This window comes from Pseudonocardia sp. TMWB2A (genome assembly GCF_017312135.1).
In genome coordinates this window covers 2,483,783-2,509,655 of record NZ_QKQY01000001.1, presented here as the reverse complement: position 1 = coordinate 2,509,655, position 25,873 = coordinate 2,483,783, and the positions used below count along the sequence as shown (strand labels likewise).

The 25,873-nt window shown below is 59.3% G+C and carries 30 protein-coding genes; 7 read left to right on the top strand and 23 right to left on the bottom strand.

Translation table 11 applies throughout. The annotated features are described in order from the left end of the window. Positions 1 to 116 precede the first annotated feature (116 nt). From DMP17_RS11665 to DMP17_RS11635, 7 genes are all read right to left on the bottom strand, one after another. On the bottom strand, positions 117 to 860 hold the full coding sequence (locus DMP17_RS11665) for a SufD family Fe-S cluster assembly protein (RefSeq protein ID WP_337829245.1): 744 nt from the start codon (positions 858 to 860) through the stop codon (positions 117 to 119). A 163-nt stretch (positions 861 to 1,023) separates the two neighbouring features. Next, positions 1,024 to 1,860: a Fe-S cluster assembly ATPase SufC gene (gene sufC, locus DMP17_RS11660; RefSeq protein ID WP_337829244.1), complete on the bottom strand. Its 837-nt coding sequence runs from the start codon at positions 1,858 to 1,860 to the stop codon at positions 1,024 to 1,026. Positions 1,861 to 1,869: 9 nt separating this feature from the next. After that, complete coding sequence (locus DMP17_RS11655; RefSeq protein WP_337829243.1) at positions 1,870 to 2,325, bottom strand: hypothetical protein; 456 nt, start codon at positions 2,323 to 2,325, stop codon at positions 1,870 to 1,872. A 47-nt stretch (positions 2,326 to 2,372) separates the two neighbouring features. Beyond that, the gene (locus DMP17_RS11650; RefSeq protein ID WP_337829242.1) at positions 2,373 to 2,732 is read right to left on the bottom strand and encodes an endonuclease domain-containing protein; all 360 of its coding nucleotides are present in this window, start codon (positions 2,730 to 2,732) and stop codon (positions 2,373 to 2,375) included. A gap of 310 nt (positions 2,733 to 3,042) precedes the next feature. Further along, the gene (gene sufB / locus DMP17_RS11645; RefSeq protein ID WP_337829241.1) at positions 3,043 to 4,530 is read right to left on the bottom strand and encodes a Fe-S cluster assembly protein SufB; all 1,488 of its coding nucleotides are present in this window, start codon (positions 4,528 to 4,530) and stop codon (positions 3,043 to 3,045) included. Positions 4,531 to 4,609: 79 nt separating this feature from the next. Beyond that, positions 4,610 to 5,053: an SUF system Fe-S cluster assembly regulator gene (locus DMP17_RS11640; RefSeq protein ID WP_337829240.1), complete on the bottom strand. Its 444-nt coding sequence runs from the start codon at positions 5,051 to 5,053 to the stop codon at positions 4,610 to 4,612. A 161-nt stretch (positions 5,054 to 5,214) separates the two neighbouring features. Further along, positions 5,215 to 5,997 carry an SIMPL domain-containing protein gene (locus tag DMP17_RS11635; RefSeq protein ID WP_337829239.1) on the bottom strand — a complete coding sequence of 261 codons (783 nt, stop codon included), beginning with the start codon at positions 5,995 to 5,997 and terminating at the stop codon, positions 5,215 to 5,217. A gap of 147 nt (positions 5,998 to 6,144) precedes the next feature. On the opposite strand from DMP17_RS11635, the gene DMP17_RS11630 reads away from it, so the two are divergent. The 3 genes from DMP17_RS11630 (at position 6,145) to DMP17_RS11620 (ending at position 7,898) form a co-directional block, all read left to right on the top strand. Beyond that, positions 6,145 to 6,582: a VOC family protein gene (locus DMP17_RS11630; protein ID WP_337829238.1), complete on the top strand. Its 438-nt coding sequence runs from the start codon at positions 6,145 to 6,147 to the stop codon at positions 6,580 to 6,582. Position 6,583: 1 nt separating this feature from the next. Beyond that, on the top strand, positions 6,584 to 7,309 hold the full coding sequence (gloB, locus tag DMP17_RS11625; protein ID WP_337829237.1) for a hydroxyacylglutathione hydrolase: 726 nt from the start codon (positions 6,584 to 6,586) through the stop codon (positions 7,307 to 7,309). A gap of 136 nt (positions 7,310 to 7,445) precedes the next feature. Next, on the top strand, positions 7,446 to 7,898 hold the full coding sequence (locus DMP17_RS11620; RefSeq protein WP_337829236.1) for a hypothetical protein: 453 nt from the start codon (positions 7,446 to 7,448) through the stop codon (positions 7,896 to 7,898). A gap of 102 nt (positions 7,899 to 8,000) precedes the next feature. On the opposite strand, the gene DMP17_RS11615 is transcribed toward DMP17_RS11620, so the two are convergent. The 7 genes from DMP17_RS11615 to DMP17_RS11585 form a co-directional block, all read right to left on the bottom strand. Continuing rightward, on the bottom strand, positions 8,001 to 8,780 hold the full coding sequence (locus DMP17_RS11615) for a tetratricopeptide repeat protein (RefSeq protein WP_337829235.1): 780 nt from the start codon (positions 8,778 to 8,780) through the stop codon (positions 8,001 to 8,003). A gap of 4 nt (positions 8,781 to 8,784) precedes the next feature. Beyond that, positions 8,785 to 9,567 (bottom strand): alpha/beta hydrolase, encoded by a 783-nt coding sequence (locus tag DMP17_RS11610; protein ID WP_337829234.1) that lies wholly within the window; start codon positions 9,565 to 9,567, stop codon positions 8,785 to 8,787. A gap of 2 nt (positions 9,568 to 9,569) precedes the next feature. Continuing rightward, a complete protein-coding gene (locus tag DMP17_RS11605; protein WP_337829233.1) occupies positions 9,570 to 10,571 on the bottom strand; it encodes an NADPH:quinone oxidoreductase family protein in 1,002 nt (333 codons plus the stop codon). Positions 10,572 to 10,597: 26 nt separating this feature from the next. Continuing rightward, positions 10,598 to 11,191, bottom strand: coding sequence for a 3-isopropylmalate dehydratase small subunit (gene leuD / locus DMP17_RS11600; protein WP_337829232.1), 594 nt, complete (start codon positions 11,189 to 11,191; stop codon positions 10,598 to 10,600). Next, complete coding sequence (locus DMP17_RS11595) at positions 11,188 to 11,991, bottom strand: hypothetical protein (RefSeq protein WP_337829231.1); 804 nt, start codon at positions 11,989 to 11,991, stop codon at positions 11,188 to 11,190. Before DMP17_RS11595 ends, leuD begins: the two co-directional genes overlap by 4 nt. A 77-nt stretch (positions 11,992 to 12,068) precedes the next feature. Next, positions 12,069 to 13,499, bottom strand: coding sequence for a 3-isopropylmalate dehydratase large subunit (gene leuC, locus DMP17_RS11590; protein ID WP_337829230.1), 1,431 nt, complete (start codon positions 13,497 to 13,499; stop codon positions 12,069 to 12,071). Positions 13,500 to 13,883: 384 nt separating this feature from the next. Further along, positions 13,884 to 14,612 carry an SIMPL domain-containing protein gene (locus tag DMP17_RS11585; protein WP_337829229.1) on the bottom strand — a complete coding sequence of 243 codons (729 nt, stop codon included), beginning with the start codon at positions 14,610 to 14,612 and terminating at the stop codon, positions 13,884 to 13,886. A gap of 10 nt (positions 14,613 to 14,622) precedes the next feature. Here DMP17_RS11585 and DMP17_RS11580 point away from each other — a divergent pair, with 10 nt between their 5' ends. Then, positions 14,623 to 15,270, top strand: a complete 648-nt coding sequence (locus DMP17_RS11580) for a TMEM165/GDT1 family protein (RefSeq protein WP_337829228.1) — start codon at positions 14,623 to 14,625, stop codon at positions 15,268 to 15,270. 7 nt (positions 15,271 to 15,277) lie between these two features. Here DMP17_RS11580 and DMP17_RS11575 read toward each other — a convergent pair whose 3' ends face one another. The 7 genes from DMP17_RS11575 to DMP17_RS11545 form a co-directional block, all read right to left on the bottom strand. Next, complete coding sequence (locus DMP17_RS11575) at positions 15,278 to 15,964, bottom strand: glutathione S-transferase family protein (protein WP_337829227.1); 687 nt, start codon at positions 15,962 to 15,964, stop codon at positions 15,278 to 15,280. 159 nt (positions 15,965 to 16,123) lie between these two features. Then, positions 16,124 to 17,074 (bottom strand): hypothetical protein, encoded by a 951-nt coding sequence (locus DMP17_RS11570; RefSeq protein ID WP_337829226.1) that lies wholly within the window; start codon positions 17,072 to 17,074, stop codon positions 16,124 to 16,126. Between the two features lie 11 nt (positions 17,075 to 17,085). Next, complete coding sequence (locus tag DMP17_RS11565) at positions 17,086 to 17,721, bottom strand: CoA transferase subunit B (RefSeq protein ID WP_337829225.1); 636 nt, start codon at positions 17,719 to 17,721, stop codon at positions 17,086 to 17,088. Positions 17,722 to 17,784: 63 nt separating this feature from the next. After that, a complete protein-coding gene (locus DMP17_RS11560) occupies positions 17,785 to 18,714 on the bottom strand; it encodes a 5'-nucleotidase, lipoprotein e(P4) family (protein ID WP_337829224.1) in 930 nt (309 codons plus the stop codon). Next, positions 18,711 to 19,655 (bottom strand): hypothetical protein, encoded by a 945-nt coding sequence (locus tag DMP17_RS11555; RefSeq protein ID WP_337829223.1) that lies wholly within the window; start codon positions 19,653 to 19,655, stop codon positions 18,711 to 18,713. The genes DMP17_RS11560 and DMP17_RS11555 overlap by 4 nt, the downstream gene beginning before the upstream one ends. Positions 19,656 to 19,665: 10 nt before the next feature. Beyond that, positions 19,666 to 19,986 (bottom strand): DUF5076 domain-containing protein, encoded by a 321-nt coding sequence (locus DMP17_RS11550; protein WP_337829222.1) that lies wholly within the window; start codon positions 19,984 to 19,986, stop codon positions 19,666 to 19,668. Further along, a complete protein-coding gene (locus DMP17_RS11545; RefSeq protein ID WP_337829221.1) occupies positions 19,986 to 20,693 on the bottom strand; it encodes a CoA transferase subunit A in 708 nt (235 codons plus the stop codon). Before DMP17_RS11545 ends, DMP17_RS11550 begins: the two co-directional genes overlap by 1 nt. A 321-nt stretch (positions 20,694 to 21,014) precedes the next feature. Here DMP17_RS11545 and DMP17_RS11540 point away from each other — a divergent pair, with 321 nt between their 5' ends. After that, complete coding sequence (locus DMP17_RS11540) at positions 21,015 to 21,962, top strand: universal stress protein (RefSeq protein WP_337829220.1); 948 nt, start codon at positions 21,015 to 21,017, stop codon at positions 21,960 to 21,962. Positions 21,963 to 22,084: 122 nt separating this feature from the next. Here DMP17_RS11540 and DMP17_RS11535 read toward each other — a convergent pair whose 3' ends face one another. After that, positions 22,085 to 22,645, bottom strand: coding sequence for a hypothetical protein (locus DMP17_RS11535; protein WP_337829219.1), 561 nt, complete (start codon positions 22,643 to 22,645; stop codon positions 22,085 to 22,087). Between the two features lie 212 nt (positions 22,646 to 22,857). After that, positions 22,858 to 23,217, bottom strand: coding sequence for a nuclear transport factor 2 family protein (locus DMP17_RS11530; protein WP_337829218.1), 360 nt, complete (start codon positions 23,215 to 23,217; stop codon positions 22,858 to 22,860). 104 nt (positions 23,218 to 23,321) lie between these two features. On the opposite strand from DMP17_RS11530, the gene ahpC reads away from it, so the two are divergent. Next, entirely contained in the window at positions 23,322 to 24,038 is a 717-nt protein-coding gene (ahpC, locus tag DMP17_RS11525; RefSeq protein ID WP_443217855.1) for an alkyl hydroperoxide reductase subunit C, read from the top strand. Between the two features lie 159 nt (positions 24,039 to 24,197). Further along, positions 24,198 to 25,769: an alkyl hydroperoxide reductase subunit F gene (ahpF, locus tag DMP17_RS11520; protein ID WP_337829217.1), complete on the top strand. Its 1,572-nt coding sequence runs from the start codon at positions 24,198 to 24,200 to the stop codon at positions 25,767 to 25,769. The last annotated feature ends 104 nt before the right edge of the window (positions 25,770 to 25,873 follow it).

The window sequence follows — 25,873 nt, the reverse complement described above, 5'->3', positions numbered from 1 at the left end:
CAATCGGGTGCCGTCCTTTGCCGACATCCCCCACCCCACTTGCCTAAGGGCTTTCAGCCCTAAGGCGTCGTTGCCCCTCCCCTGAAGGGGAGGGGAGATTAGCGATTTGCAAACCATCACCCCAAAGCCTCCAATTTCGCCAGCGCCGCTTCCAGCATCGCATCGCCGCCATCGACCCCTTCAAACACTTCGGCGACGAACGCATGGAGCAGCAAAGTCTGCGCGATATGCGGCGGCAATCCGCGCGCCGCGCAGTAAAACAACGCGGTCTTGTCAAGCTCGCCCACGGTTGCGCCATGCGCGCACTTCACATCGTCGGCGTAGATTTCGAGTTCGGGCTTGCTGTTCGCGGTCGCGGTGCGGTCGAGCAGCATGGCTTTGACCGACTGACTCGCATCGGTCAGTTGCGCATCGCGCGCAACATGGACTTTGCCGAGCATATTGCCCACCGCCTGCCCGCCCAACACCGAACGCACCACCTGATTGCTCGTCGCTTCGGGTTCGATATGGTTCAAGGTGGTGATGATTTCGAGTGTTTGCTGGCCCGCGCCAATCTGCGCCGCCGCCAGTTCGAAATGCGCGCCCTTGTGGAGCGTCACATCGAACGTCACACGGCCAAGCTTGCCGCCAAGATTGAGCAAATGCACATCCATCCGCGCGCCCGCTTGCAGCACGATCTGATAATCGCGCACGACAACCGCGTCATCGGCTGCGTCCTGCACCAAGGACAGACTCTGCATCTCGCCCGCCGCTACGGTGAGCGTTTCGGGCGCAGCCACCGGCCACACGCTTTCCAGCGCCGAAAGGTCGGAATAACGCCATGCCTCGTCGCGTTTTGTGGGGAGGGTGAGGGTGCTCATAGCATACTCCTCCCCTGCAAGGGGAGGTGGCAGGCGCGCAAGCGACTGACGGAGGGGTACTGCCCTGTCGATAGCGTGATACCCCTCCGTCTCGGGCTCCGCCCGATCCACCTCCCCCTAAGGGGGAGGGTTTCGCGAGAAGGGATTATGGTGCGTGCAATATTCACCCCAAAATCTCCGCATAGCCTTCGCGTTCCAGTTCGAGCGCCAATTCCGCGCCGCCGGTTTTGACGATTCGGCCATCGGCCAGCACATGGACGAAATCCGGCTGCACATAATCGAGCAGGCGTTGATAGTGGGTGATGAGCAACACGCCCTTGTCGGGCGCGCGCATGATGCGGTTGATGCCGTCGCCCACGACACGCAGCGCATCAATGTCGAGGCCGCTATCGGTTTCATCAAGGATCGCAAGGCGCGGGTTGATGATGCCCATCTGCACCATCTCGTTGCGCTTCTTTTCGCCGCCCGAAAAGCCGACATTGACCGGGCGTTTGAGCATATCCATATTCATCCCCATCGCGTCGGCCTGCGCGCGCGCAAGTTTGAGGAAATCGCCGCCCGACAGCGGCTCTTCGCCGCGCTCCTTGCGCTGCGCATTCAATGCCTCGCGCAGGAACTGGACGTTCGATACGCCGGGAATTTCGACCGGATATTGAAAGCCCAGAAACAGTCCCGCCGCCGCCCGCTCATGCGGTTCAAGGTCGAGCAGATTAATTGCCTCATCGTCATTGCAAGCGGAGCGAAGCAATCCAGAGTCGTTTTGGCCGCCTTGGATTGCTTCGTCGCTACGCTCCTCGCAATGACGTAAGGGAGAGAAGATCACCGACCCTTCGGTCACTTCATAACCGGGGCGGCCCGCCAGCACATAGCCGAGCGTCGATTTACCCGCCCCGTTCGGCCCCATAATCGCATGGACCTCACCCGCATTAATGGTGAGCGACAGACCTTTAAGGATCGGCTTATCCGCAACCGTGGCGTGGAGATTTTCAATTTTCAGCATGGTATTTCCTTACACCCCCCGCGCGCGCATCAACTTCCGTGCGGTCCAAAAGGCCATGTCGCGCACGTCGCCGGGGGCGGGGAAGAGGGTGTCGATGTGGCGCTTGATCGGCATATAGGGCCACCAGTCGGTGCCGGGCGCGGGCGGGCCTTTGTCGAGGACGCCCGCGACAAATTCTTCGACCGGACCCATGCGGTTCAAGTTCGGCTCTTTCTGTTTGAAGAACGCCTTGTCGCTGTCGAGCTTGTCGGCAAACGCCTTGTCGCCCGTGTCGAGCGTCGCGCGACATTCGGCCTGATAGTCGTTCAAATCGCCAAAATCCCCGCGCGCGCGGCGCTCCAGCACATCGGCCTCGATTTCATAATCTTCGCTCAAAATGCGGATCGCCGCACTCCATGCCTGGCCATTGCTGACATCTTCCGCAAAATCCGCGAGGGCGTCCTGAATATCATCTTCGTCGTACAAGGTTTTGGTCCTGTTATTTTTGGTTTGGGTAATTAAAGCCCCTCCCCTTAAGGGGAGGGGTTGGGGTGGGGTCTATCAACATCAAGCAACGCTGCCGAAATAAACCGGAAAACACCGTCCATATTTGTCATCACATCATGGTTCGTCACATGAACGACCCGATATCCCATTTCGCCTAGCGCAGTATCACGGACACGATCGCTCGCTTCATCATGCGTGTCTCCATCCACTTCGATAACCAGCTTGGCAGACGGACAAACAAAATCGGCGATATAATATCCGATCACCTGTTGACGGCGGAATTTGAAGCCTTCCAACTGGCCGCCCGACAGGCATCGCCACAACCGCTTTTCCGGATCGGTCGGATTATTTCTCATGCTGCGCGCACGGCTCTGCAATTCATCCATTGCGGACGCGGATAGACCCCACCCCTTACCCCTCCCCTGAAGGGGAGGGGAATTGAGTTGCTTATTGTGGTCCTTGAGCTGCCAACTCATCTTGCAACTTTCTCTATGCTATTATCGCGTATCGCGGCTCTTTTCTATCTTCAGCTTTATTTGAACTTATGTTTTTTCCGCCAAGTGCCATTTTTATTTTTTGCACGTATTAATCCTTTGGTAGGCCCACTCTTCACACGAGGCCCCCCGCCGAACAGACGGTTATTGCCGTACCGGTCTGTTGATCCTTTCCCTCCGAATAAAAAAGAAAAAATACCCATTATCCCACCCTCCCTTCCAAGCTAATCCCCAGCAATTTCTGCGCTTCCACCGCAAATTCCATCGGCAGTTGCTGCAACACTTCCTTAGCAAAGCCGTTCACAATCAGCGCCACCGCTTCTTCCTGCCCCAACCCGCGCTGCATGGCGTAGAACATCTGGTCGTCGGAGATTTTGCTGGTGGTCGCTTCATGTTCGATTTGCGCCGAAGGGTTGCGCACTTCGATGTAGGGAACCGTGTGCGCGCCGCAGTCGCTGCCCAACAGCAAGCTGTCGCATTGCGTAAAGTTACGCACGCCTTCCGCATTCGGGGCCACGCGCACCAATCCGCGATAGGTGTTGTTCGACTTACCCGCACTGATGCCCTTCGACACGATGGTCGAGCGTGAGCCTTTGCCATTGTGGATCATCTTGGTGCCGGTGTCGGCTTGCTGGTAATTATTCGTCACCGCGACCGAATAAAATTCGCCGACGCTATTTTCGCCGTTCAAAACGCAAGACGGATATTTCCACGTAATCGCGCTGCCGGTTTCGACCTGCGTCCAGCTAATCTTGCTATTTTTGCCCTGACACAGCCCGCGCTTGGTCACGAAATTATAGATGCCGCCCAGACCTTCGGCATTGCCGGGATACCAGTTTTGCACGGTCGAATATTTAATCTCGGCATCATCGAGCGCGATCAGTTCGACCACCGCGGCGTGAAGCTGGTTTTCATCGCGCATCGGCGCGGTGCAGCCTTCAAGGTAACTTACATAGCTGCCCTTGTCGGCGATGATGAGCGTGCGTTCGAACTGGCCGGTATTTTCCGCATTGATCCGGAAATAGGTCGATAGCTCCATCGGGCAACGCACGCCTTCGGGGATGTACACAAAGGTGCCGTCCGAAAAGACCGCGCTGTTTAGCGCCGCGAAATAATTGTCATGGATGGGGACGACCCTGGCGAGCCATTTCCTGACCAAGTCCGGATATTCGCGAATGGCTTCGGAAATAGACAGGAAGATGACGCCCGCCTTCTTCAATTCCTCGCGGAAGGTGGTGGCGACCGATACGCTGTCAAACACCGCATCGACCGCGACCTTGCGCGCGCCTTCGACACCTGCCAGCACCTTTTGCTCTTCAATCGGGATGCCGAGCTTTTCATAAACGCGCAATATTTCCGGATCGACCTCGTCCAGACTCGACAGCGTTTTCTTCTGCTTGGGCGCGGCGTAATAATAAGCGTCCTGATAGTCGATCGGCGGAATGTCGAGCTTCGCCCATTCCGGCTCGTCCATGGTGAGCCAGTGGCGGAACGCCTTCAGCCGCCAATCGAGCATCCATTCCGGCTCCTGCTTCTTGGCCGAAATGAAGCGCACCGTGTCTTCGTTAAGACCCTTGGGCGCATAGTCGGTTTCAATGTCCGACGACCATCCATGCTCATAATCGGCAACGCGCGCGGCTGCTTCATGCGCGGCGGCGTCTTTTACGGGAGTGGTGATATTGTCGGTCATGGCTTGCAACTTTTATAAGGGGATAAGGCGGGAGGGGTATGGCGGATTGCGGCTTTCGGGCTTGCCGCTTTCAGGCCTGTCATGACAGCCTCGTCAGGGTTATGCCCTGAAGCGCCCCGCGCACCGCTTCGTTGACGAGCAGCATATGCGGCTGGGCGCGGCATTTATTTTCAAGCCCGCACTCGTGGCGGCCTTCTTCGATACAGGCGGTCATCGCAATCGGGCCTTCAATCGCTTCGATAATTTCGGCGAGCGTGACAGCGGCGGCAGGACGCGCAAGCTGGAATCCGCCGCCTGCCCCGCGCATCGAGCGCAGCAATCCGGCGGCGGATAATTTGCTCACCAATTTTTGCACGGTGGGGAGCGGAATCCCGGTTTCTTCGGCCACTTGGCCCGCATTCAAACGCGCCGCCCCGCAATGCCGCGCAATCGCGGACATCATGACTATCGCATAGTCGGCAAGGGAAGAGAGGCGCATATCGTCATTAATCCAGGCATTTAGCGGCAAACGCTCCGCCCGCATTAATCGGACTGATTCGTTCCACTTAGGGGGCATGTGGGCCGGAACGGACAGGATTTCAAGGAGAATTAGGGGTTATACCCTATAGTCTCTTGCTCGAAGGAAAGCGCGCCATGTCTCTACCCTCGCCTCCCCGCATGCCTTTCCTACTCACGGTAGGAATATTATTTTAGATAATAGTCGATCGTTGTCACCACGCGGACCTTTTTGTTGGGCGTGTCGGATACGCCATAGCCTTCGCCGGTGCCGTCGCGGGCGTTGATTTCGAAATATCCCTGGCTCGCCGATTTGATCGTGCCGACGCGCGCGCCGCTGTCGCGGGCAAATTGTTCGGCGACCTTGCGCGCATCGCGGGTAGCTTCGGCGACCATCGCGGATTTGATGTCGTTCAATTTGGTATAGCTATATTTCATCGACGAGCCTTCGGACAGGCTCACGCCCGCGCGGACCAGATCATATTGCCCGGCTGCGGCCTTTTGCGCGCGCGCAATGTCGGTGGTGCGGAATTGCATCCGCTGGTTGATGGTGATGCGCGGCACGCCTTGTTCGGTATAGCTTGACACATTGACGCCCGCCGGAATGAGCGCGTCGGCGGGAAAGCCTGCCTTGGCAAAATAAGCGCGGATGGCGGCGGTGTCGGCTTCGCTGTCAGCCTGTGCGCTCGCAAGGTCGGATGCGACCGAGGAATAGCTCAAGGTCCAGCTTGCAAGGTCGGCGACCACATCTTTTTCGGCCAATCCGCGCACCGTGACTGAACGGTCCACCGCTTTGGCGCGCACCAGCCCGTCGCCGAGCAGATAGCCGCCCGCGACCAAGCCGATCCCCGTCAGCGCCGCCGCTGCAAGGATGGTTTTGTTGCGGTCCTTGACCCAGCCGAAGCGGGCGGGCGGCGCAGAAGAAGGAGAAACAGCGGAAGTTTCGGGGAGCGGGGGAGCATTTTCGGCCATGGCGGGTTTCCCTGTAACGATGCTATTGGTAGATTTGTAACAATCCGGCCCGATAGCGGGCGCGATTGTCCTTCATTGCTATCGCTCGACCGCGCTGAATGAACGATGAACCGTGCATATATATAGACGAAACGAGGAAGTCCCCCTGTGACCAAATATCTCCACACCATGATTCGCGTCACCGACCCCGAAGCGACAATCGGCTTTTTCAAGCTAATCGGGCTGGAAGAAGTGCGGCGGATGGAGAGCGAACAGGGGCGCTTCACCCTCATCTTCCTCGCCTGCCCCGGACAGGCGGGCATCGCCGAAGTCGAGCTGACCTATAATTGGCCCGCCGAAGATGGCAGCGCGCCCGAAGCCTATAAGGGTGGCCGCAATTTCGGCCATCTCGCCTACGAGGTCGATAATATTTACGAAACCTGCCAGCGGCTGATGGACGCCGGTGTCACCATCAACCGCCCGCCGCGCGACGGGCATATGGCGTTCATCCGCACGCCCGATAATATTTCGGTCGAACTGTTGCAGGACGGCCGGCTTGACCCGCAAGAGCCTTGGGCCTCGATGCCCAATGTCGGGGAATGGTAAGATGAGTCTGGAAATCGTCCGCATCCCCGTCCTCAATGACAATTATGTCTGGCTCGTGCATGACGCGGCGAGCGGCGAAACGGCGGTGGTCGACCCTGCCGTCGCGGAGCCGGTGCTGGATGTGGCCAAGGCGCGGGGCTGGACGATCAGCCAGATCTGGAACACCCATTGGCATCCCGACCATACCGGCGGCAATGCGGCGATCAAGGAAGCGACCGGCTGCACCATCACCGGTCCCGCCGCCGAAGCCGACCGCATCCCGACGCTCGACCGCATGGTCGGCGAAGGCGATACGGTCCGCTTGGGCGAACAGGAAGGGGTGGTGATGGAAGTCCCCGCGCATACCGCCGGGCATATCGCTTATTATTTCGCACAAGACGCGGCGCTATTTTGCGGCGATACCTTGTTCGCGATGGGATGCGGGCGTTTGTTCGAAGGCACGGCGGCGCAAATGTTCGACGCGATGCAGCGGTTCATCATCCTCCCGCCCGAAACCGCGGTCTATTGCGCGCACGAATATACGCTCTCCAACGCGCGTTTTGCGGTGACGGTCGAGCCTGACAATCAAGCCTTGGCCCAGCGGCTTGCGGCGGTTGAAGCCGCGCGCGAACGCGGCGAGGCGACCGTGCCGACCAGCATCGCGCTGGAACAGGCGACCAACCCTTTCATGCGCGCAAATGATGTGGCGGAACTGGCCGAACGGCGCGCGGCCAAGGATGCGTTTTGAAGGCCACGCCTTTATAGGGCGCCTTTATAGGGATATAGCCGACAAGGAACTTTTCCCGCGATACAGCCTATATTAAGGCGAAGAGGTTCAATTTTAAGGTGGATGAGGCCTTTTGCGTTCGACAGGAGTTAGACAGATGAAACGCATTTTTCCTTGGAAAGCCGCCATCCTTGCAACGGGCGGCGCGCTCTTGCTTGCCGGATGCGCAAGCAGCGGCTGGTATGGCGGCGTCGATGGCGGCGCGGCGCAGCTTAGCGAAAAACAGGCCGCGACCATTCAGAAAGCGCTTGCAGGCAAAGTGCCGGGCGAACCGGTCAATTGCATCTCGCGTAGCGACACCGATAATCCGATCAAGGTTTCGGATGAAATCATCCTTTACCGCGCGTCGAGCAAGCTTGTGTACCGCAATGATCTGGCCGGAAGCTGTTCGGGCCTCGCCAATGGCGATGACATCATGGTCATCCGCCAGTTCGGCACCAGCCAGCAATGTGATGGCGACATCATCCGCATGGTCGACCGCATGACCGGTATGCCGCGCGGAAGCTGTTCGTTCGGGAAATTTGTGCCCTATCGCAGCGCGGCGGGATAAGGCGCATCGGCTGACAGGATTGGAAAGCCTCTCTTGCCAACGGGAGAGGCTTTTCTCTTTCGCCTTTTTTACTCTTTCCCTTTTCCAAGAAACGTGCCGCAATTATTGCGGCGTCTTGGTCGCCGCCGGTGCCGCCGGTTTTGCGTCCATCGCGTCGAGTTGGGCGAGATGGGCTTGGGCGGTGGCGGCTTCGGGGCCGGCTTGGGCCAAATCTATCGCGGCTTGCCAGTTTTTGCGCGCGCCCGCCTTATCGCCTGCACTGATCGCGATATTACCCGCTTCCAAAGCGATAGCAGGATCGCCACCGGCGATTTTGGCGGCGGTCGCAATATCATTTCGTGCGCGCGGCAAATCGCCTTCGCGCCGCGCCAAAGTGGCCGACAAGAGCCAGCCGAGCGGGTCTTGCGGGACCAGATTATGCGCCTGCTCCAAGTCCGCCTTGGCCTTCGCCATATCGCCCGCCGCTGCATAAGCGCGGGCGCGGTCGATATGCGCTTCGCCTAAAGCTTCACCGCGCAACTGGCCGCTTGTTATCGCGTTCCCCAGATAGTCGATCGCGCGCGGCGGCTGGCCTGCGAGCAAAGCTGCATTGCCCGCCTGCACCCATAATTTGCCGCTATCACCGGCCTTGGCTGTGGTCGCTTGCTGCGCGGCTTGTTCATAAGCCGTCAGCGCGGCTGCGGAATTACCCGCCTTGAATTGCGAAAAGCCCAGACATTGTTTCGCGCGCCAGCCGCCGCCCTTTTGCGCCCATTCATTGGCGCGCACGATCCCCGATTGCGCGTCTCCCGACGCAAGCCGCATACATTCGTTAAAGTCGACCTCGTCCATCGAGGGGAGGGCCGCAGGCGATTGCAGCAATAGCAGCAACGGGAAAAACATGAGATTATCCGATCAGCGCGAGCATATCCGAAACGGTCGCGAGCAAGAGCTTAATGTCCCCCTCCCGCGACAGGCGATGGTCGCCGTCCTTAATCAGGTGCGTCTGCACATCGGATGAACGCAAGGCCGCAGCAAGGCGCAGGCTGATCTCCCACGGCACATCGCTATCGGCTTGCCCGTGGAGGAGGCGCACAGGGACATCCAGCGCAATCGGGCCATCAAGCAGGTGATTGGCCTCGCCCGATTGCCAGAAGGCGGCGGTGGTCACATAAGGGTCGTCCGAATAATCGGACGGCTCTTCCAAAGTGCCGCCGCTTCGGAACAGGGCTTTTTGCGCATCGTCAAAGCCCCAACCGGTAAAGTCGGGCGCAGCGGCGATACCGACAAGTCCCTTGACCTGCGCGGGGCGGGCGAGCGCGACGAGCAGCATCAACCATCCGCCCATCGACGATCCGACCAATAGCAAAGGCGCGTCCGGCCCTAATACCGCATCGGCCACCGCCAGCACATCATCGCGCCAGCTTATGAGCGTGCCGTCGCGGAAATCGCCCTCACTCTCGCCGCATCCTGCATAATCGAGCAGCAAACAGCCCTGCCCCGCCGATACCGCCCAATCGAACAGCGCGCCCGCCTTGCTCCCCGCCATGTCGGACATATAGCCGGGGAGGAAGACGAGCGTCGGACGCGCAGGGCCGCCCGGCACATCGCTGGCGGGCGCGGTGTAGCGATAGGCCAGCTTCAGCCCGTCGGGTCGCGCGCTATAGTGGACGGGGGCAGGCGCGGTCATGCTTATCCGCCGACCGTCACCACCAGCTTGCCGATGGCGTTGCGGTTACCCAGCTCGCGGATCGCGTCCGCGCCCTGTTCGAGCGGATAGGTGGCGGTGATGCGCGGGCGGATATGGCCTGCTTCCCACATGGTGAAGAGGCGCTTCACATGGGCGCGGTTGGCTTCGGGATCGCGCGCGGCAAAGGCCCCCCAGAACACGCCGCAAATATCGCAGCTTTTGAGCAACGTGAGGTTGAGCGGCAATTTGGGGATGCCCGCCGGAAAGCCGACGACCAGATAGCGGCCTTCCCATGCAATCGAGCGCACGGCGGGTTCGCAATAATCGCCGCCCACCGCATCATAGATGACATCCGCGCCGGCAGGGCCGACCGCTGCCTTGAACGCATCGGCAAGCGCCTTGGATTGGTCCTTGTCGAACGGGGCGCGGCCATAAATCACCACTTCATCCGCGCCTGCGGATTTAGCGGCATTGGCCTTTTCCTCGCTCGAAACGGCGGCCACCACGCGCGCGCCGAACGCCTTGCCCAGCTCGACCGCCGCCAGCCCGACGCCGCCTGCCGCGCCCAGCACCAGCAAAGTCTGTCCCTGCTTCAACCGCCCGCGATCAAGCAGCGCATGGATCGAGGTGCCATAGGTCATGAGCAGCGCCGAGCCTTCTTCAAAGCTGCGGCTTTCGGGCAGTTTGAACGCATTGGCGGCGACCAGCACCGCTTGCTCCGCCAAGCCGCCATGCCCGACCAGGCCGATCACGCGGTCGCCCACTTCAAAGTCGCTCACCCCGTCACCGACCGCGCGGACAACCCCTGCAATCTCGCCACCCGGCGCGAACGGGCGCGCGGGTTTGAACTGGTATTTATCTTCGATAATCAGCGTATCGGGAAAGTTGATCGAGCAGGCTTTGACATCGACCAGCAATTGCCCCGCGCCCGCGACCGGTGCGTCCATTTCGCCGACCGCCAATGTTTCCGGTCCGCCCACCGCTTGTGACAATAAAGCCTTCATCCCGCGCCCTCTTCGCTAATTCAGTTTCAATCCGCAACCGGTGCCATAAAAGGCCTTTGTTTCGCAAGTGTTGCTTCATAAGCATCAATTGCGCCCGCATCGGCCAAGGTCATGCCGATTTCGTCCAGCCCTTCGATCAGGCAATGTTTGCGGAACGGGTCGATTTCAAATTCATAGCGGTCCTGGAACGGGGTCGTCACGCTTTGCGATTCAAGGTCGATATGGATGGGGTCGGTTTGCGCTACCTCCATCAAACGGTCGATGGCCTCTTGCGGCAAGACCACGGTGACAATGCCGTTTTTGAACGCATTGCCGGAAAAAATATCCGAAAAGCTGGGCGCGATGACCGCGGTGACGCCCATATCGAGGAGCGCCCACGCCGCATGTTCACGGCTCGACCCGCACCCGAAATTATCGCCCGCAAGGATGATCGGCGCGCCCTGATATTGGGGATCATCAAACACATTGCCGGGTTCGGCCCGCACACTTTCAAACGCGCCCTTGCCAAGGCCGGTGCGGCTGATGGTCTTGAGCCAAGCCGCCGGAATAATCACATCCGTATCCACATTCTTGCGCCCGAACGGATAAGCGCGGCCTTCAACCTGGGTAACGGGGGTCATGGTTTTTTCCTGATAGAATAGAAGATCGAAAGGGAAAGAAGAAAAATAGATACTGCGAGTAACATTAGAGTTTTTGATAATGAAAATACGTGTCTATTTTTTGATAAATATTGGGTGCGTTCCCACCATTGGCGATCCTTTCCATTTTTGATTACCAATTCGGTTTCTTCTTCGTGCAACGCTTTTTCTGCTAGTTTATTACATTTTTGCAGTGGTTTTCCGTCATTATTTTGACAGAGGGTCCAGTTAATTTCATCGGCAATGGCCCTATCTTCAAGGCTGGATGATTGGTTCAATATAGCAGCTTTTTCTGCCAGTGCCTCATTACGAGCATTTTGTGCTAAACCAAGAAGCGCAACATAAATTTTAACCGCACGAACCCATGGAGCATTGTCCGACGGTACATCCTCCAGACTTCGAGAATATGCATCTTGGATAACATGAAGGCCATCATTATCGTGTGTCACGAAAAGCAAAAGCTTCATCCCTCGATTGTAAAGTTTGCGCGTACACGATCCACCGCCCCCGTCAGGGTGCGGCGTAAGAAGATTCAAGGGATTGCGTGGCAACACCGCGGGAAGGAAAATTTTATTGCCTCCATTGTCGATGAGGCGCCCCGACAACATTCCTGATATGGTCAACTTTCCAGGCATATCCGGTCCTTTAAGCAGAGTAACCGGCTGAACGACAACTTTGTTACTGAACTCATCACCGGTCTCGCTTACAACCTGAGCCAAGACTATAAAATCCGATCTTTCGACCAATTGTGAGGTTGAAGGAGTTCTATATTCGTCGTCCAAGGAACAAGCGTGTGCAGGCAGATCTATAGCCCATAGGTATATCAAGAGTGCTGCCAGTTGCGATACGCGATTGATTATCACACCAATTCCCGCACATCGGTCAGCCGTCCTGTGACCGCCGCCGCCGCCGCCATCGCTGGGGAGACCAGATGCGTTCTTGCGCCCGGGCCTTGGCGGCCTACGAAATTGCGGTTGCTGGTGGAGGCGCAGCGTTCTCCGGCGGGGACTTTGTCGGGGTTCATGCCGAGGCAGGCGGAGCAGCCCGGTTCGCGCCATTCCAATCCGGCGTTGATGAAGATGCGGTCCAGCCCTTCTTCCTCCGCTTGCCGTTTGACCAAGCCCGAGCCCGGCACGACAATCGCCCATTTGATACTGTCCGCTTTTTTGCGGCCTTTGAGGATGGCGGCGGCGGCGCGCAAATCTTCGATGCGGCTGTTGGTGCAACTGCCGATGAAGATATTCTGCACTTCCACCGCATCCATCGGCGTCCCGGGTTCCAAGCCCATATAGGCCAAGCTTTTGGCGGCGGCTTCCTGTTTGGACGCATCGGCAAAGCTTGCGGGATCCGGCACCATGCCGGTGATCGGCACGACATCTTCGGGGCTGGTGCCCCATGTGACCGACGGCGCAATGTCGGCGGCGTTGATGACAACCACCTTATCATAGGTCGCGCCCGCATCGGTGGCGAGGCTCTTCCACCATGCCACTGCCGCGTCCCAATCCGCGCCCTTGGGGGCCATGGGACGGTCTTTAAGATACGCAAAAGTCACCTCGTCAGGTGCAATCAGTCCGGCGCGCGCACCATGTTCGATGGCCATGTTGGAGACGGTCAGCCGCCCTTCGATGCTGAGCGCGCGGATGGCGCTCCCCGTATATTCGATCACATGGCCGGTGCCGCCCGCCGCCCCCAAAACGCCGGTAATGTGCAGCACAATATCCTTGGCCGTAACGCCGGGACCGACTTCACCTTCGACGCGCACTTCCATCGTTTTGGAGGGCGCGAGCAGCAAGGTTTGGGTCGCCAGTACATGCTCGACCTCGCTCGTGCCGATGCCGAACGCCAGCGCGCCGAGGCCGCCATGACAGGCGGTATGGCTGTCCCCGCACACAATCGTCGCGCCGGGGAGCGAGAAGCCCTGCTCCGGTCCCACCACATGGACAATCCCCTGCTCGGGCGCGGTATCGTTGATATAGCGGATACCGAAAGATGGCGCATTGGCTTCGAGCGCCGCCAATTGCTGCGCGCTTTGCGGGTCGAGGATGGGCAGTTTATGCCCGTTGGCATCGAGCCGCGCGGTGGTCGGCAGATTATGGTCGGGAACCGCCAGCGTAAGGTCAGGACGGCGCACCTTGCGCCCTGACGCGCGCAGCCCTTCAAAGGCTTGCGGGCTGGTCACTTCATGCACCAGATGGCGGTCGATGAAGATAAGGCAGGTGCCATCGGGCCGCTGCGACACGATATGCGCGTCCCAGATTTTTTCGTACAAGGTGCGGGGTTTTTGAGTCATAAAATGGCCTTAATGCGCAGGCGTCACGCAATCAACCGTGATTTGTGCAAGTGCGAAGGGAAGATTGAAAGCGGCTGGTAGGGGCCGCTATATAGGACAATGAACTCTCGTCATTGCGAGCGCCGGAGGCGCGCGGCAATCCGGAGTCGCGTTAAGCCGCTTGAGGATTGCTTCGTCGCTTGCGCTCCTCGCAATGACGGGAGGGGACCACACTATCCCCTCCGTTTACGGGAGAGGCAACGGAGCCTTAATGACCCAGAGCGCAGCGAAGGGGAATTTAGGCGGAGTCGGGGAGGGCTTGGTTTACGTGACGCAAACGGACAGGCCCTCCCCCAACCCCTCCCGTAAACGGGAGGGGGGCAGTCGGTGCCCCGTCCTTCACCTCTATTTCTTCACTAGCGCGAAATCGACCTGCACGGCCACTTCGGCCTGTTCCATGCCCGGCCTTATCGGCGGGGCGGCGACGTTCGCGACCGCGTCGGCGGCCTGTTCCGCCACCGGATAGGGCATGGGCGGCGCGCCTGCCTGTCCGCCGTCGCGGATGATGAGGATGCGGTCGATTTTCAATCCTGCCGCATCGGCATAGGCTTCGGCGCGGGTGCGCGCGGCTTTATAGGCGGCGGCATAAGCAGATTTGGTCGCATTTTCGCGGTCGGACACCACCATATCCGGCCCCGACATGATGTTCGCGCCCGCCTCGGTCGCCGCGCCAATCGCCTTGGAGGCTTTTTGCCCATCCGCGTCCAATTCGCGGATACGCACCTCGATGATATTCTGCGCTTCAAACTTGCCTTTGTTCGGGCCCCAGTCGAGCCGGTTGACCGATACGTTGCGCGTGCGGATGTCGTCCTTGGCGATGCCCAGCGCCTCGATGGAAGCGACCAGCGCGTTGATCTTCCGCGCGCTCGCCTCGCTGGCCGCAGGGCCGCTGGCGCCGATGGCCGAAATGCCCGCAGTAAAACGTGCCTCGTCGGGGCGGGTTTCGGACTTGCCGCTGGCGCGTACCTGAAGCAAGGTTTCGTTGCGCTCCAGCCCGCGCGGGTCGACGACTTTTTCTGCGCAGCCGGCAAGAAAAAAAGGCACAACCAGCCATAATCCTGTTTTCATCCGCATAATCCGTCCTTTGCGTCTGGCGGGGGAAGAGACGGCGCATTTTATCGGCTTTCCTTCGCCTGTCCACCCGCCTATGGGCGGCGCCATGGAAGCCTTATTCGTTTCGACTCTCATCGTTGCCCTCGCCGAAATGGGCGATAAAACCCAGCTTCTCGCCATTGTATTAGCGACCCGTTTCAAGCGGCCCGTGCCTATTATCCTTGGCATTTTGGTCGCAACGCTCGCCAATCATGCGATGGCGGCGGGGGTTGGCATGTGGGCGTCGAAACTGCTCGAATCGGACTGGTTCAACTTTGCCGTGGCCTTCTCCTTCATCGCGATGGCGGCTTGGACGCTGGTGCCGGACAAGGAAGATGACGAAGCGGGCAAGAGCAACCGTTTCGGCCCGTTCCTCACCACCACCATCGCTTTCTTTCTTGTCGAGATGGGCGATAAAACACAAGTCGCGACCGTCGCCCTTGGCGCGCGTTTCGGAGATATGCTGTGGGTGACGTTAGGCACCACGCTCGGCATGATGATCGCCAATGTGCCTGCGGTATTTTTGGGCAACGAGCTGGTCAAGCGCGTCCCCATCCGCACCGTGCAGATTATCGCCGCACTGATCTTCTTTGTGCTCGGCCTATGGTTGCTCGCGCAGACCTTGGGGTGGCTGGGTTAAGGCCCGCTTAGACCGCGCGGTCGTCCGACAGGATTACGCCGCAAGCGGCCAGTTCCGCTTCATGGCCTTCCTCGCGCCATGTTTCGGCGAGCGCTTCGGCTTCCCATTGCTGCATCGCCGGATGGGCAAGGATATGATCAACCCACGCCTGACCCGCCCCGCCCATATCAAGACCATAAGTGCGCACACGATAGGCAACGGGCGCATAAAATGCATCGACCGCGGTAAATTCGGAGCCAGCAAGCCAAGGGCCGCCAAACCATTCAATCCCTTGCGTCCATAATTCGGTGAGGCGCGCAATATTGGCCTGAAGCGCTGGCGAGAGCGGCTTTGGCGCAACGCGCACGCCGACATTCATCGTGCAATCATTGCGCAGCGCGCCAAAGCCGCTGTGCATTTCGCACACCGCCGCATAGGCCCACGCCCGCACGGTTTCGTCCTTGGGCCAGATGCCAGGGTGGCGCTCGGCCAGATAGAGGGTGATGCCTAACGAATCCCAGATGCTGTGGTCACCATCAACCAGAACCGGCACTTGTCCGGTCGGCGAAAAGTTGCGGAACGCCTCATAGTTAGTCGCCTCTGTAAACGGCTCGATGCGGTCGTCGAACGGGATGCCAAGCGCCTTCATCAGCACCCAAGGCCGCAAAGACCAGCTCGAATAATTCCGGTTCGCGGTGATGAGGGTGTAGGTCATGATGCAATTTCCCTTTGTTGACGGATGCGCGGTCTTCAATCCGGTAAGGTCGTCACCCAAGCCGCAAGCGCCTCATGCGCGGCCTTCGCGCCGGTGCTATCTAGGATATCGGTGCCATCAAAGATAAGAGCGCAACACTCTATCTTGCCGATATCATCTTTACCGCCCGAAACCGGATTCAAACGAGGGTTGCCAATGAATCGATTGCGTCGGTTGCGCACCAGCCGGGCGGCGGCGCAGCCAGATCTCGACTTCAGACATATGGTCATCAAGCGCGATCCCGTTGGTGCCAAAATCATTGCGCCGCGCGAGCGTGCGTTTGACCTTGCTGCATAAGACCTTTTCCTGATCGTCGGGAAGTCCCCTCAGATTGACCGTACAGGCGTCATCACGCCAAAGCACGAGCGTAACCGCAAGCCCGCCCCCTTCCGGCATCAAGTCCAGCTTTGCGTCCACATCAGGCGTCATATCCGACCGCGCGTTGATGAAGAGATAGCCATAATCGGGAAGCTTGTCGGATGTCGTCCACGTAAAGCCCGCATCCTTGACCGCAAGCTTGCACATAGCGGCGCTAAAGGCCGTTGAATTATAGCGCGACGCCACGGTGCAATCTGCCACCCGTCCGTCAGGCCGGACGGTGAGCATCAACCGTGTGCCTGCATTTTCCTGTGCCGCCCAACCTTGAGCGCGTAGCCCCGCAAGATCAGGCGCAAAGCGAAGCGTCCCCATCTGGTTAATCTGCGGCCCTTCCTTGCCACGAGGCATTGGCGTGGGCGGCGGAGGCGGGGCCATTGGCGCGATGCCATATCGCGTCACGATAATCGCAGGCTCCCCCTTGACCGGCGGCGGGGGTTTTAACCCTGACCGCCCATTATCTTCGCCGATCGTCCGTTGCTCGGTCCGCACGGGCATTGGCTCAGGCAAAGGTTTGACAGGCGGCAGAAAGCGGCGCGGTGCCTTTTTAGCAGGCGCTTTTTTGGGAGCCGCTTTTTTCGCGGTCGTGCGCGCATCCAGTTGCGCTTGAGGGGCAGGCAAAGCCATACCCACGCCCAGCGCCAACAGCGCCCCTAAGCCCCAAGCCATGCGACATCGCCCGAAACCCGCCATCATTTTCTCTCCGCTCAGTCGACATATTCCGCCGTCGTTTTTTCCCGCACTTCTTCCTTGGTCACGCCCGGCGCGAGTTCGACCAGTTTGAACGGGCTGTCATGGTCGGGGCGCTGGAATACGGCCAAGTCGGTGATAATCATATCGACGACATTTTTGCCGGTCAGCGGGAGCGTACATTCGGGGATGAATTTGGGGCTGCCATCCTTGGCATTATGTTCCATCACCACGATGATTTTCTTGACGCCCGCGACCAAATCCATCGCGCCGCCCATGCCTTTGATCATCTTGCCCGGAATCATCCAGTTGGCGATGTCGCCTTTTTCATCGACTTCCATCGCGCCGAGGACGGTCAGGTCAATATGGCCGCCGCGGATCATCGCGAAGCTGTCCGACGAGGAAAAATAAACCGATTGCGGCAGCTCGCTAATCGTCTGCTTGCCCGCATTGATAAGGTCGGGATCGACTTCATCGGGATAAGGGAAAGGGCCGATGCCGAGCATCCCGTTTTCCGACTGGAGCGTCACTTCAACGCCCGCCGGAATATGGTTCGCCACCAGCGTCGGAATACCGATGCCAAGATTGACGTAATAGCCGTCCTTCAATTCCTTGGCCGCGCGGGCCGCCATTTCGTCACGAGTCCAGGGCATGGATCATCCTTTCAACTAAATCATTCAATCGGTTCGGCCCGTCAGCGGGCGGGAAAGCGGTCATTATGGCTGCGGCTCCCAACGGGTCGCAGCGGGAAAAGCGTCATCATAGCTTATGCGGTCCCACGGGCCATAGGTTGAATTGGGGAGCAGGAACCAGCCTTTGCCCCACAAAGCATAAACCGGCGTTGTGGTGGCGAGCGTGCGGCGTTGGGCAGCGGTCAGTGCCTTATCGTTAAAGGCTTGGGCAAAATCGCCAAGCTGGTCGCCGACCATCGCGACAACGCAATAGCGTTCGGCGATTTTGGAACGGCGCGCATCTTTGGCCGAACCGGTCGCATCGTCGCCTTTGAGGAACAGGGTTTCGCCATGGACGAAATCGCCCAGCCCTGCGGTCTTGAGCGTGGCGGCGGTTTGGCCTGCGTTGCGCGCTTCGCGGTTGGTGTTGACGACGACCGTGATATTGGCGGCGCGCAAGGCTTTGAGCGCATCGACCACACCCGGCATGGGCAACACTTTGCCTTCGCCGGTGCGCTCCCAATCGTCCCATATTTTGGGGTCAAAATGGGCGCCGCGTTCGGCGGCCCAGCGCGCCTGCCCCAAATTCCAGATGAGGGTTTCGTCGGCATCGAAGATCACCGCCGCCGGTTTGGTGCCACAGGATGCAAAGTGCGGGGCTTGCAAGGTCGCGCCCGCGCCCAGCACCACCGATTGCCGCTTGGCGCGATCCTCGTCGCGGGTCTTGGCAGCGGTGACGGCATATTGCGTCATCGCGTCATAAGTCTGGCGGATGATGACGCTCGCTTCGGCCGAGCCGAACAGCCATTGTTCGGCGGGGCGGATGGGCGTGACTTGCGGCGCGGCGGGCGCAGGCTCGACGACCGCAGGCAGCGGAGCGGGCGTATCCTGATGCGCCGCAACGCTCGCACAGCCACCCAGCACCATAGCGGCAACAAGCGCCGTCACCCCTGTGCTGTTGCGCATAATCTTCATGGCTGACCTCCTGCTAGCGGCGCCCGCAATTCGGGCAAGATGAACCAGCCTGCGCCCGCAAGCTTTTGCACCGGCGCGCCGATCTGGCCGCTATTGCGGGCAAGCGCGGGGGTAAGCTGGTCGCTAAAATCTTCATAACGGTCGCCCGCCATAGCGACGATGCAATTGCTGCTCGCAATCTTCCAGCGCAGCGTGTCCTTGCTATTGGATTGGCGGTCACCGACCAGATAGAAAGTATCATTGCGCTTGGCCGGACCAAGCCCCGCGACGACCAGATCGGTCGCGACCATATTGGCGTCCTTTTCGGGAACGCTCGCGACAAAAATCACCTTGCCGCCCTTTTCGCGGATGCCATCGAATAATTCGATCAGGGCATCGCTCACTGGCACGCTGGTTTCGGTGGTGCCGTCAAGATCGACCAGCAAAGCGGGCGGCATATCTTCGCATTGTGTAAAGTCCGGCTTGGCCATTGTGCCAAAGGGCGACAGCACGACCGAGCCGCTCGCGGGCTTGACGCCGGGCTTAAGCTTGCCACTCCAATAATCGGCCACGCGCGCCGCGCTATCGGGGGAGCGCAGGTCAAAACCGGCAAAGCCGGATGCGGGCGGCGCTTCGGAAATGGGGGGAACAGCGACCGCCTTACGCGGATCAAACGCATCCGCCGATACGATTTTCGGACCGCCCTCGCCTTCAAGGCCCGCCATCATCGCGCGCGCTTCTGCGGTAGCAAGGCCGGAGGCCGGCGCGCCCTTATCCGCCGCCGCATGGTCGGCAATCGCCTTGTCGGTCACCGCCGGATTGCGTTTATAGCGCGTGCGCCGGTCAAGCTCCTTCTTGCCCAGCACCGCTGCCGCGCCCACCGGGATGACCGCCGCGACGCAGCCGCCTAGGCCGGTCGCGAGCAAGGCGGACAGCAGAACCACAACAAAAGGGCGGCGCATCGACATACGCTTAGTTGACCGTGCCGGACGGCACCTGCTTCACCGCATCGGTGGGCGATGCCAGTTCGGCGTTAAAGCCTTCCATGATGCGTTCAAACGCATGGTCGGGCGAAACCTGCACCGCTTGCGCCCACGCTTGGGCGGCGTGACGCAGCGCATCGACCGCTGCCATACCGAACAGGGCCGGATCCGCGCCCAGATTTTGCGGCTCGATAATGCAAAAGGCCTGCGCGCCTTGTTGCCCCGACCACATGCGCAAAAATTCCTTATGGCTGGTCAGCCGGTCGGCGATGGAGCTGAGATCCAGCTCGCCCTTAATGTCGCCAGCCATTATGCGGTTTCCCGCTCGCGGGTCGTCACAAATTCGATTTTTTTGTCATAAGGCGCGCCGACGATCATGCGCTTCACATAAATGCCGGGGAGGTGGATGCAATCGGGGTCGAGGCTACCGACCGGCACCACTTCTTCGACTTCGGCGACACAGATTTTGGCGGCCGTTGCCATCGGCTGGTTAAAGTTGCGCGCGGTTTTGCGGAACACCAGATTGCCCGCCTCATCCGCTTTCCAGCCCTTGATGATCGCCACATCGGCAAAGATGCCGCGCTCCAATATATAGGTCTGGCCGTCAAAATCCTTATGCTCTTTGCCCTCGGCCACCTGTGTCCCGACGCCGGTTTTGGTGTAAAAGCCGGGGATGCCAGCGCCGCCCGCACGGCAGCGTTCGGCGAGCGTCCCTTGCGGGCAAAATTCGACCTCCAGTTCGCCGGACAGGAACTGGCGTTCAAATTCCTTATTTTCGCCCACATAAGAAGAAATCATCTTTTTGACCTGACGGGTGCGCAGCAATTTGCCGAGGCCTTCGCCGTCAATCCCCGCATTATTCGACGCGATGGTCAAATCCTTGACGCCGCTCGCCTGGATGGCGTCAATCAACCGCTCCGGAATCCCGCTCAGCCCGAAGCCGCCCGCGCATAAATGCATCCCGTCGAACAATAATCCGTCGAGGGCGGAGGCGGCATCGGAATAAAGCTTTTTCATCGGAAACGGTCACTTTCTGTTTTGAGAGCGCGGGTGATGGTGCGAGCAGCCATAAAAGCCGCCCCCGCCCCGGTCAACGTCCGAAACGGGACCATGCCGGTTGCTGCCGAAGGCTATAGCATAAATGACGACGCGCCGTGCGCGATCAAACTGCGCCGTCAAACGATGCAGGCAAATCCGTAACGTCAAAAACGGGGCTTTTACCCGGGAGCCAAATCGCGGCTGGCGCATTTCACCTTTATAGGGGCAGCGGTTTTCCCGGCGCTTTGTGAAAGGCGCAGAAGGATGGGCAGACAGGTGCGTTGTTAGACGCAGACTTTCTTGATCCTGAACAAAGAGCGAGACACAATCATGCCCCATAGTCAAAACGGATCAGACGGAAGCGGCCCTGCCGAGTCGCGCGGTAACACGCGCTCGCGCCCGCTTCATTCCGCGCTGCATCCGATGGAGGGCAAGATGAAATCTGTTATTTTATATGTGCATGACGACAACGGCATGGAAAGCCGGATGCAGGCGGCGCTCGATATTGCGCGCGCGGATAATGGCCATATCGAATGTGTGACCTGCAAGCCGTTGACCGCGCTGATGCTGACCGATCCGTTCGGCGCGACCTTCATGGTGCCCGAAGCCATTCAGGCGGTCGATGAAGCCGCCGAGCGCGCGAGCAATCTTATCGAAAAGCGCATGGCTAGGGAGGATGTGTCCTGGTCGCTGGTCGAAGGCGATGGCGATCCGGCGGAAATCCTTGCCAATCGGGGCCGCTTGGCCGACCTCATCATCCTGTCCTTCAACCATGACAATGACGCCGATGCGGCGATGAGCCAGTCGCTGGTCGGCGATGTCGCGCTGGCCGCGCCCGTTCCGGTGCTGGCTGTCCCCGGCGATGGCCGCCCGCTGGCGCTCACCGGCACCTGCGCCATATTATGGAATGGCAGCAAAGAGGCCGCCAACGCGATCCGCGCCGCCGTGCCTTTGCTCAAACAGGCCGCATCGGTCCATCTCGTCACCATCACCGACGAGGCACAGGAATTTGCCGCGCTCGATGCCGCGAGCTATTTGTCGCGCCACGGCATCAAGGCCGAAATCATCGCCGCCGAAAAGAAGGACGGCACCGTAATGGAAGGCCTCACCAACGCCATCGACCAATGCGAGGCAGGCTGGATCGTGATGGGGGCTTATAGCCGCGGACCTTTGCGCGAATGGCTGTTCGGCGGTGTCACCCACGACATATTATCGCGCACCCGCATCCCGCTCTTTATCGCGCATTAAGGGGTGCAATAACGGGCGCATCGAGGCGCGCAATCAGCGTCGCAACCAAGCATAAAAAAGGGCTGCCCCGTACGGACAGCCCTTTTTCTGTTTCAACCGGGTTTTGGTCAGGCGTGGTGCGTTCAGGCCGCCGCGCGGTAGCGCATCCGTTCGTCGAACACTTCTTCCGATGTGTAGGGCTTGGCGTCGGGGTCAAAGCCGGTCCAGCCATTGTCGCGATAGGCCGCGCCGCGCTTTTCGGGGTCGACCCCGCCTGCGGCGGTGAGCAAGGCTTGGACCTCGGCGCTACGGGTGGCATTGGCGCGCACCGCGACTACCGATGCGCCGCGATGCAGGGCTTCGGCGAGCGTTTCGGCATCGCTGGCGCTATGGCCCGCCGCTTGCAATGTTTCGACCACCGCTTGGCCGGTCGTGCCGCGCGCGGCGATACCGGCCGCCAGCCAGCCGCCAACCGCCAGCGGACCTGCGCCCGGAATGACCATAAGGCCCAGCGCCTCAAGCAATCCTGACGGGTTGACCGGTGCAATTTGTTCGCCCGGTGCATAGGCATGAAGGCTCATCAAATCATCGCCGCCGCGGCCGACAAGACTGATAAAGGCGGGCGAAATTTTCGATGCTTCTAACGCGCTGACCGCCTCTTTGGCGTCGCTATAGCGGTCAAAAATATAAGTATGTGTCAGCATGGCAATATCCTTGTGATCCTGCCCCCTGTTGCTGTGTCGTTAATTATCCGCCCTATTTGTAACCAAAACGTTAATTTGGCTATCAAATGCGACGAGCCGCCAAGCGGGAACGATGAACAGAATGTTGAAAAACAGGGGTTTTTTGCGGATTTTGATGCTGCCCGCGCAACGCATTTGCCAATTTTACTTGTAAAATCAAAGCTTAACCATCGCTATCCTTCGCGCACCAGATAGGCGGCGATGCTATAGGCGACCTTGCCATCGGCATTGAACAAAAATGTCTCGCACGCCTCCGCGCCGGTCTGGTTGCGGTAATGGAGCGTCAAACTGTCATGGCCGGTAAATATATCGATCAGCTCGAAATGGAGATGCTCGATCAGCGCGAGCGCCTTTGCCCAATAGGTTTCAAGCGCTTGTTTGCCCTCGACCCTTCCGTCCTCCAGCAGATTTTGCGCAGTGGGCGAGCGGAAATGCACATCCTCGGCATAATGCGCCATGATACGCGGCAGGTCGCGCGCGTTCCAGGCGGCAATCCAGTCTTGCGCAAATTGCTGCGCGGCTTCGGGTGTCATTGCGCTTTCTCCTTTGCGGTCTATAATGACCGGCCTTACAAACACACTCGATTATTATTTCCGCGCGCAATCGAATTTTTCGATTAATCATTGCGGGATTCCTCATGAGCATTTTTGTGCTGCGCCCCTATATAGGGTGTCCATCACCGGGGAACAGACAAGTTTGCGCAACGGTCGCCGCAAGGCGGTCCGCTCGTATTTTCGCTGTTTTCCGGCTGGCCAATTTTTTACACCGCAACACAGAAAGACTGTTTCTCATGGGTATCATCGGTTCCGAACTTAAGCCGTTTAACGCGACCGCCTATCATCAGGGCAAGTTTGTCGATGTGTCGGATGCCGACACCAAGGGCAAATGGTCGGTCTTTTTCTTCTATCCGGCAGACTTCACCTTCGTTTGCCCGACCGAGCTGGAAGACCTTGCCGGCAAATATGACGAACTCCAGAAAATGGGTGTTGAAGTCTATTCGGTGTCGACCGACACGCATTTCAGCCACAAGGCTTGGCATGACAGCTCGCCCGCCATCGGCAAGATCAACTATTTCATGCTGGGCGACCAGTCGGGCACGATCACCAATAATTTCGGCGTGATGCGCGAAGGCGCTGGCCTTGCCGACCGTGCGACCTTTGTGGTCGATCCCGAAGGCGTCATCCAGGTGATGGAAATCACCTCGGAAGGCGTGGGCCGCAACGCTGACGAACTCGTCCGCAAGATCAAAGCTGCACAATATGTCGCAGCGCACCCGGGTGAAGTTTGCCCGGCCAAGTGGGAAGAAGGCGCTGAAACGCTCGCTCCCTCGCTTGATCTTGTCGGCAAGATCTAAGGACTGATCCAGTCCTTACGGGCGTCGGGTCTCCCCTCCTCCCATCCCCGACCCGGCGCCCACCCTTTTTCACATATGCTGGCTTATGCCCCTTTCGCGTATCTTTAAGACTGCGCGGGAGAGGCATTAGTCGCGCCCGAACCATTTGAGGATATACCCATGCTTGACGCCACCATGACGCAACAACTTGGCGCTTATCTCGCCAATATCCGCACACCCATCGAACTGGTCGCGAGTCTGGATGACAGCGAAAAGGCACGGGATCTGGGCGCATTGCTTAATGAAATCGCCGCACTGTCCGACAAGGTGACGGTGCGCAATGACGGCCGCGCGCCCTTGCGCCCGTCCTTCCAGATCGCCCGCGTCGGCGAAGATACCGGCGTCGAATTTGCGGGCATCCCGTTGGGCCATGAATTTACCTCGCTGGTGCTGGCGCTGCTCCATGTCGGCGGCCATCCGCCCAAGGAAGAGGCCGAATTGCTGGAGCAGGTGAAAGGCCTCACCGGCAGTTTCCACTTTGAAACATTCTATTCGCTGACCTGTCAGAATTGCCCGGATGTGGTGCAGGCCTTAAACATGATGGCGGCGCTCAACCCCGCTATCCGCCATGTCGCGATTGACGGCGCGTTGTTCCAGAGCGAAGTCGACAAGCGCAAGGTGATGGCGGTGCCGACGGTGTTCCTGAACGGCGAACCGTTTGGACAGGGCCGCATGGACTTGGCGCAAATCGTCAACAAGCTCGACAGCGAAGCCGACACCAAGGCGGCCGAAAAAATCAACGCCAAGGAGCCGTTTGACGTGCTCGTCGTTGGCGGTGGCCCGGCAGGGGCAGCAGCGGCTATCTATGCCGCGCGCAAGGGCATCCGCACCGGCATCGTTACCGAACGCTTTGGCGGGCAGGTGCTCGACACCATGTCGATCGAAAATTTCATCTCGGTCCAGCATACCGAAGGGCCGAAACTGGCCGCGGCGCTCGACGCGCATGTGCGCGACTATGATGTCGATGTGATGAACCTGCAAACCGCCAAGACTTTGGTGCCTGCCAAGGAGCAGGGCGGTTATCACGAGATCGAGTTGGCCAATGGCGCGCGGTTGAAATCGCGCACGCTCATCCTCACCACCGGCGCGCGCTGGCGGCAGATGAATGTGCCGGGCGAAGATGAATATCGCACGCGCGGCGTGACCTATTGCCCGCACTGTGATGGCCCGCTGTTCAAGGGCAAGCCCACGGCGGTGATCGGCGGCGGCAATAGCGGCGCGGAAGCAGCGATTGACCTTGCCGGTGTCACCGCGCATGTCACACTCATCGAATTTATGGACGAACTGCGCGCCGATGCGGTGCTGCAAGCGAAATTGCGCAGCCTCCCCAATATCACCATCATTACGGGCGCGGAAACGACCGAAGTGGTAGGCGACGGCGAAAAGGTCACGCATCTGACCTATAAGGACCGCAAATCAGGCGAAAGCCACAAAGTCGATGTCGCAGGCATCTTCGTCCAGATCGGCCTTGTGCCGAACACCGAATGGTTGCGCGGTCCCGATGGCGCAGAAGGGGCCGTCCCATTGTCCCCGCGCGGCGAAATCGAAATCGACGCAGGCGCGCGCACGACCGAACCTGGCATCTTTGCTGCCGGTGACGTGACGACGACGCCCTATAAGCAAATCGTCATCGCGATGGGCGAAGGGTCGAAGGCGGCATTGTCAGCGTTCGATTATTTGATCCGGAATTGAAAATAGCCGGGCTTCATAAAACGGGGTTTTAAAAAATATCGTCATCCCCGACCTGATCGGGGATCCATCTCCCGCCTTTTCGGTTTGCCGAACAGTCAGGAGAT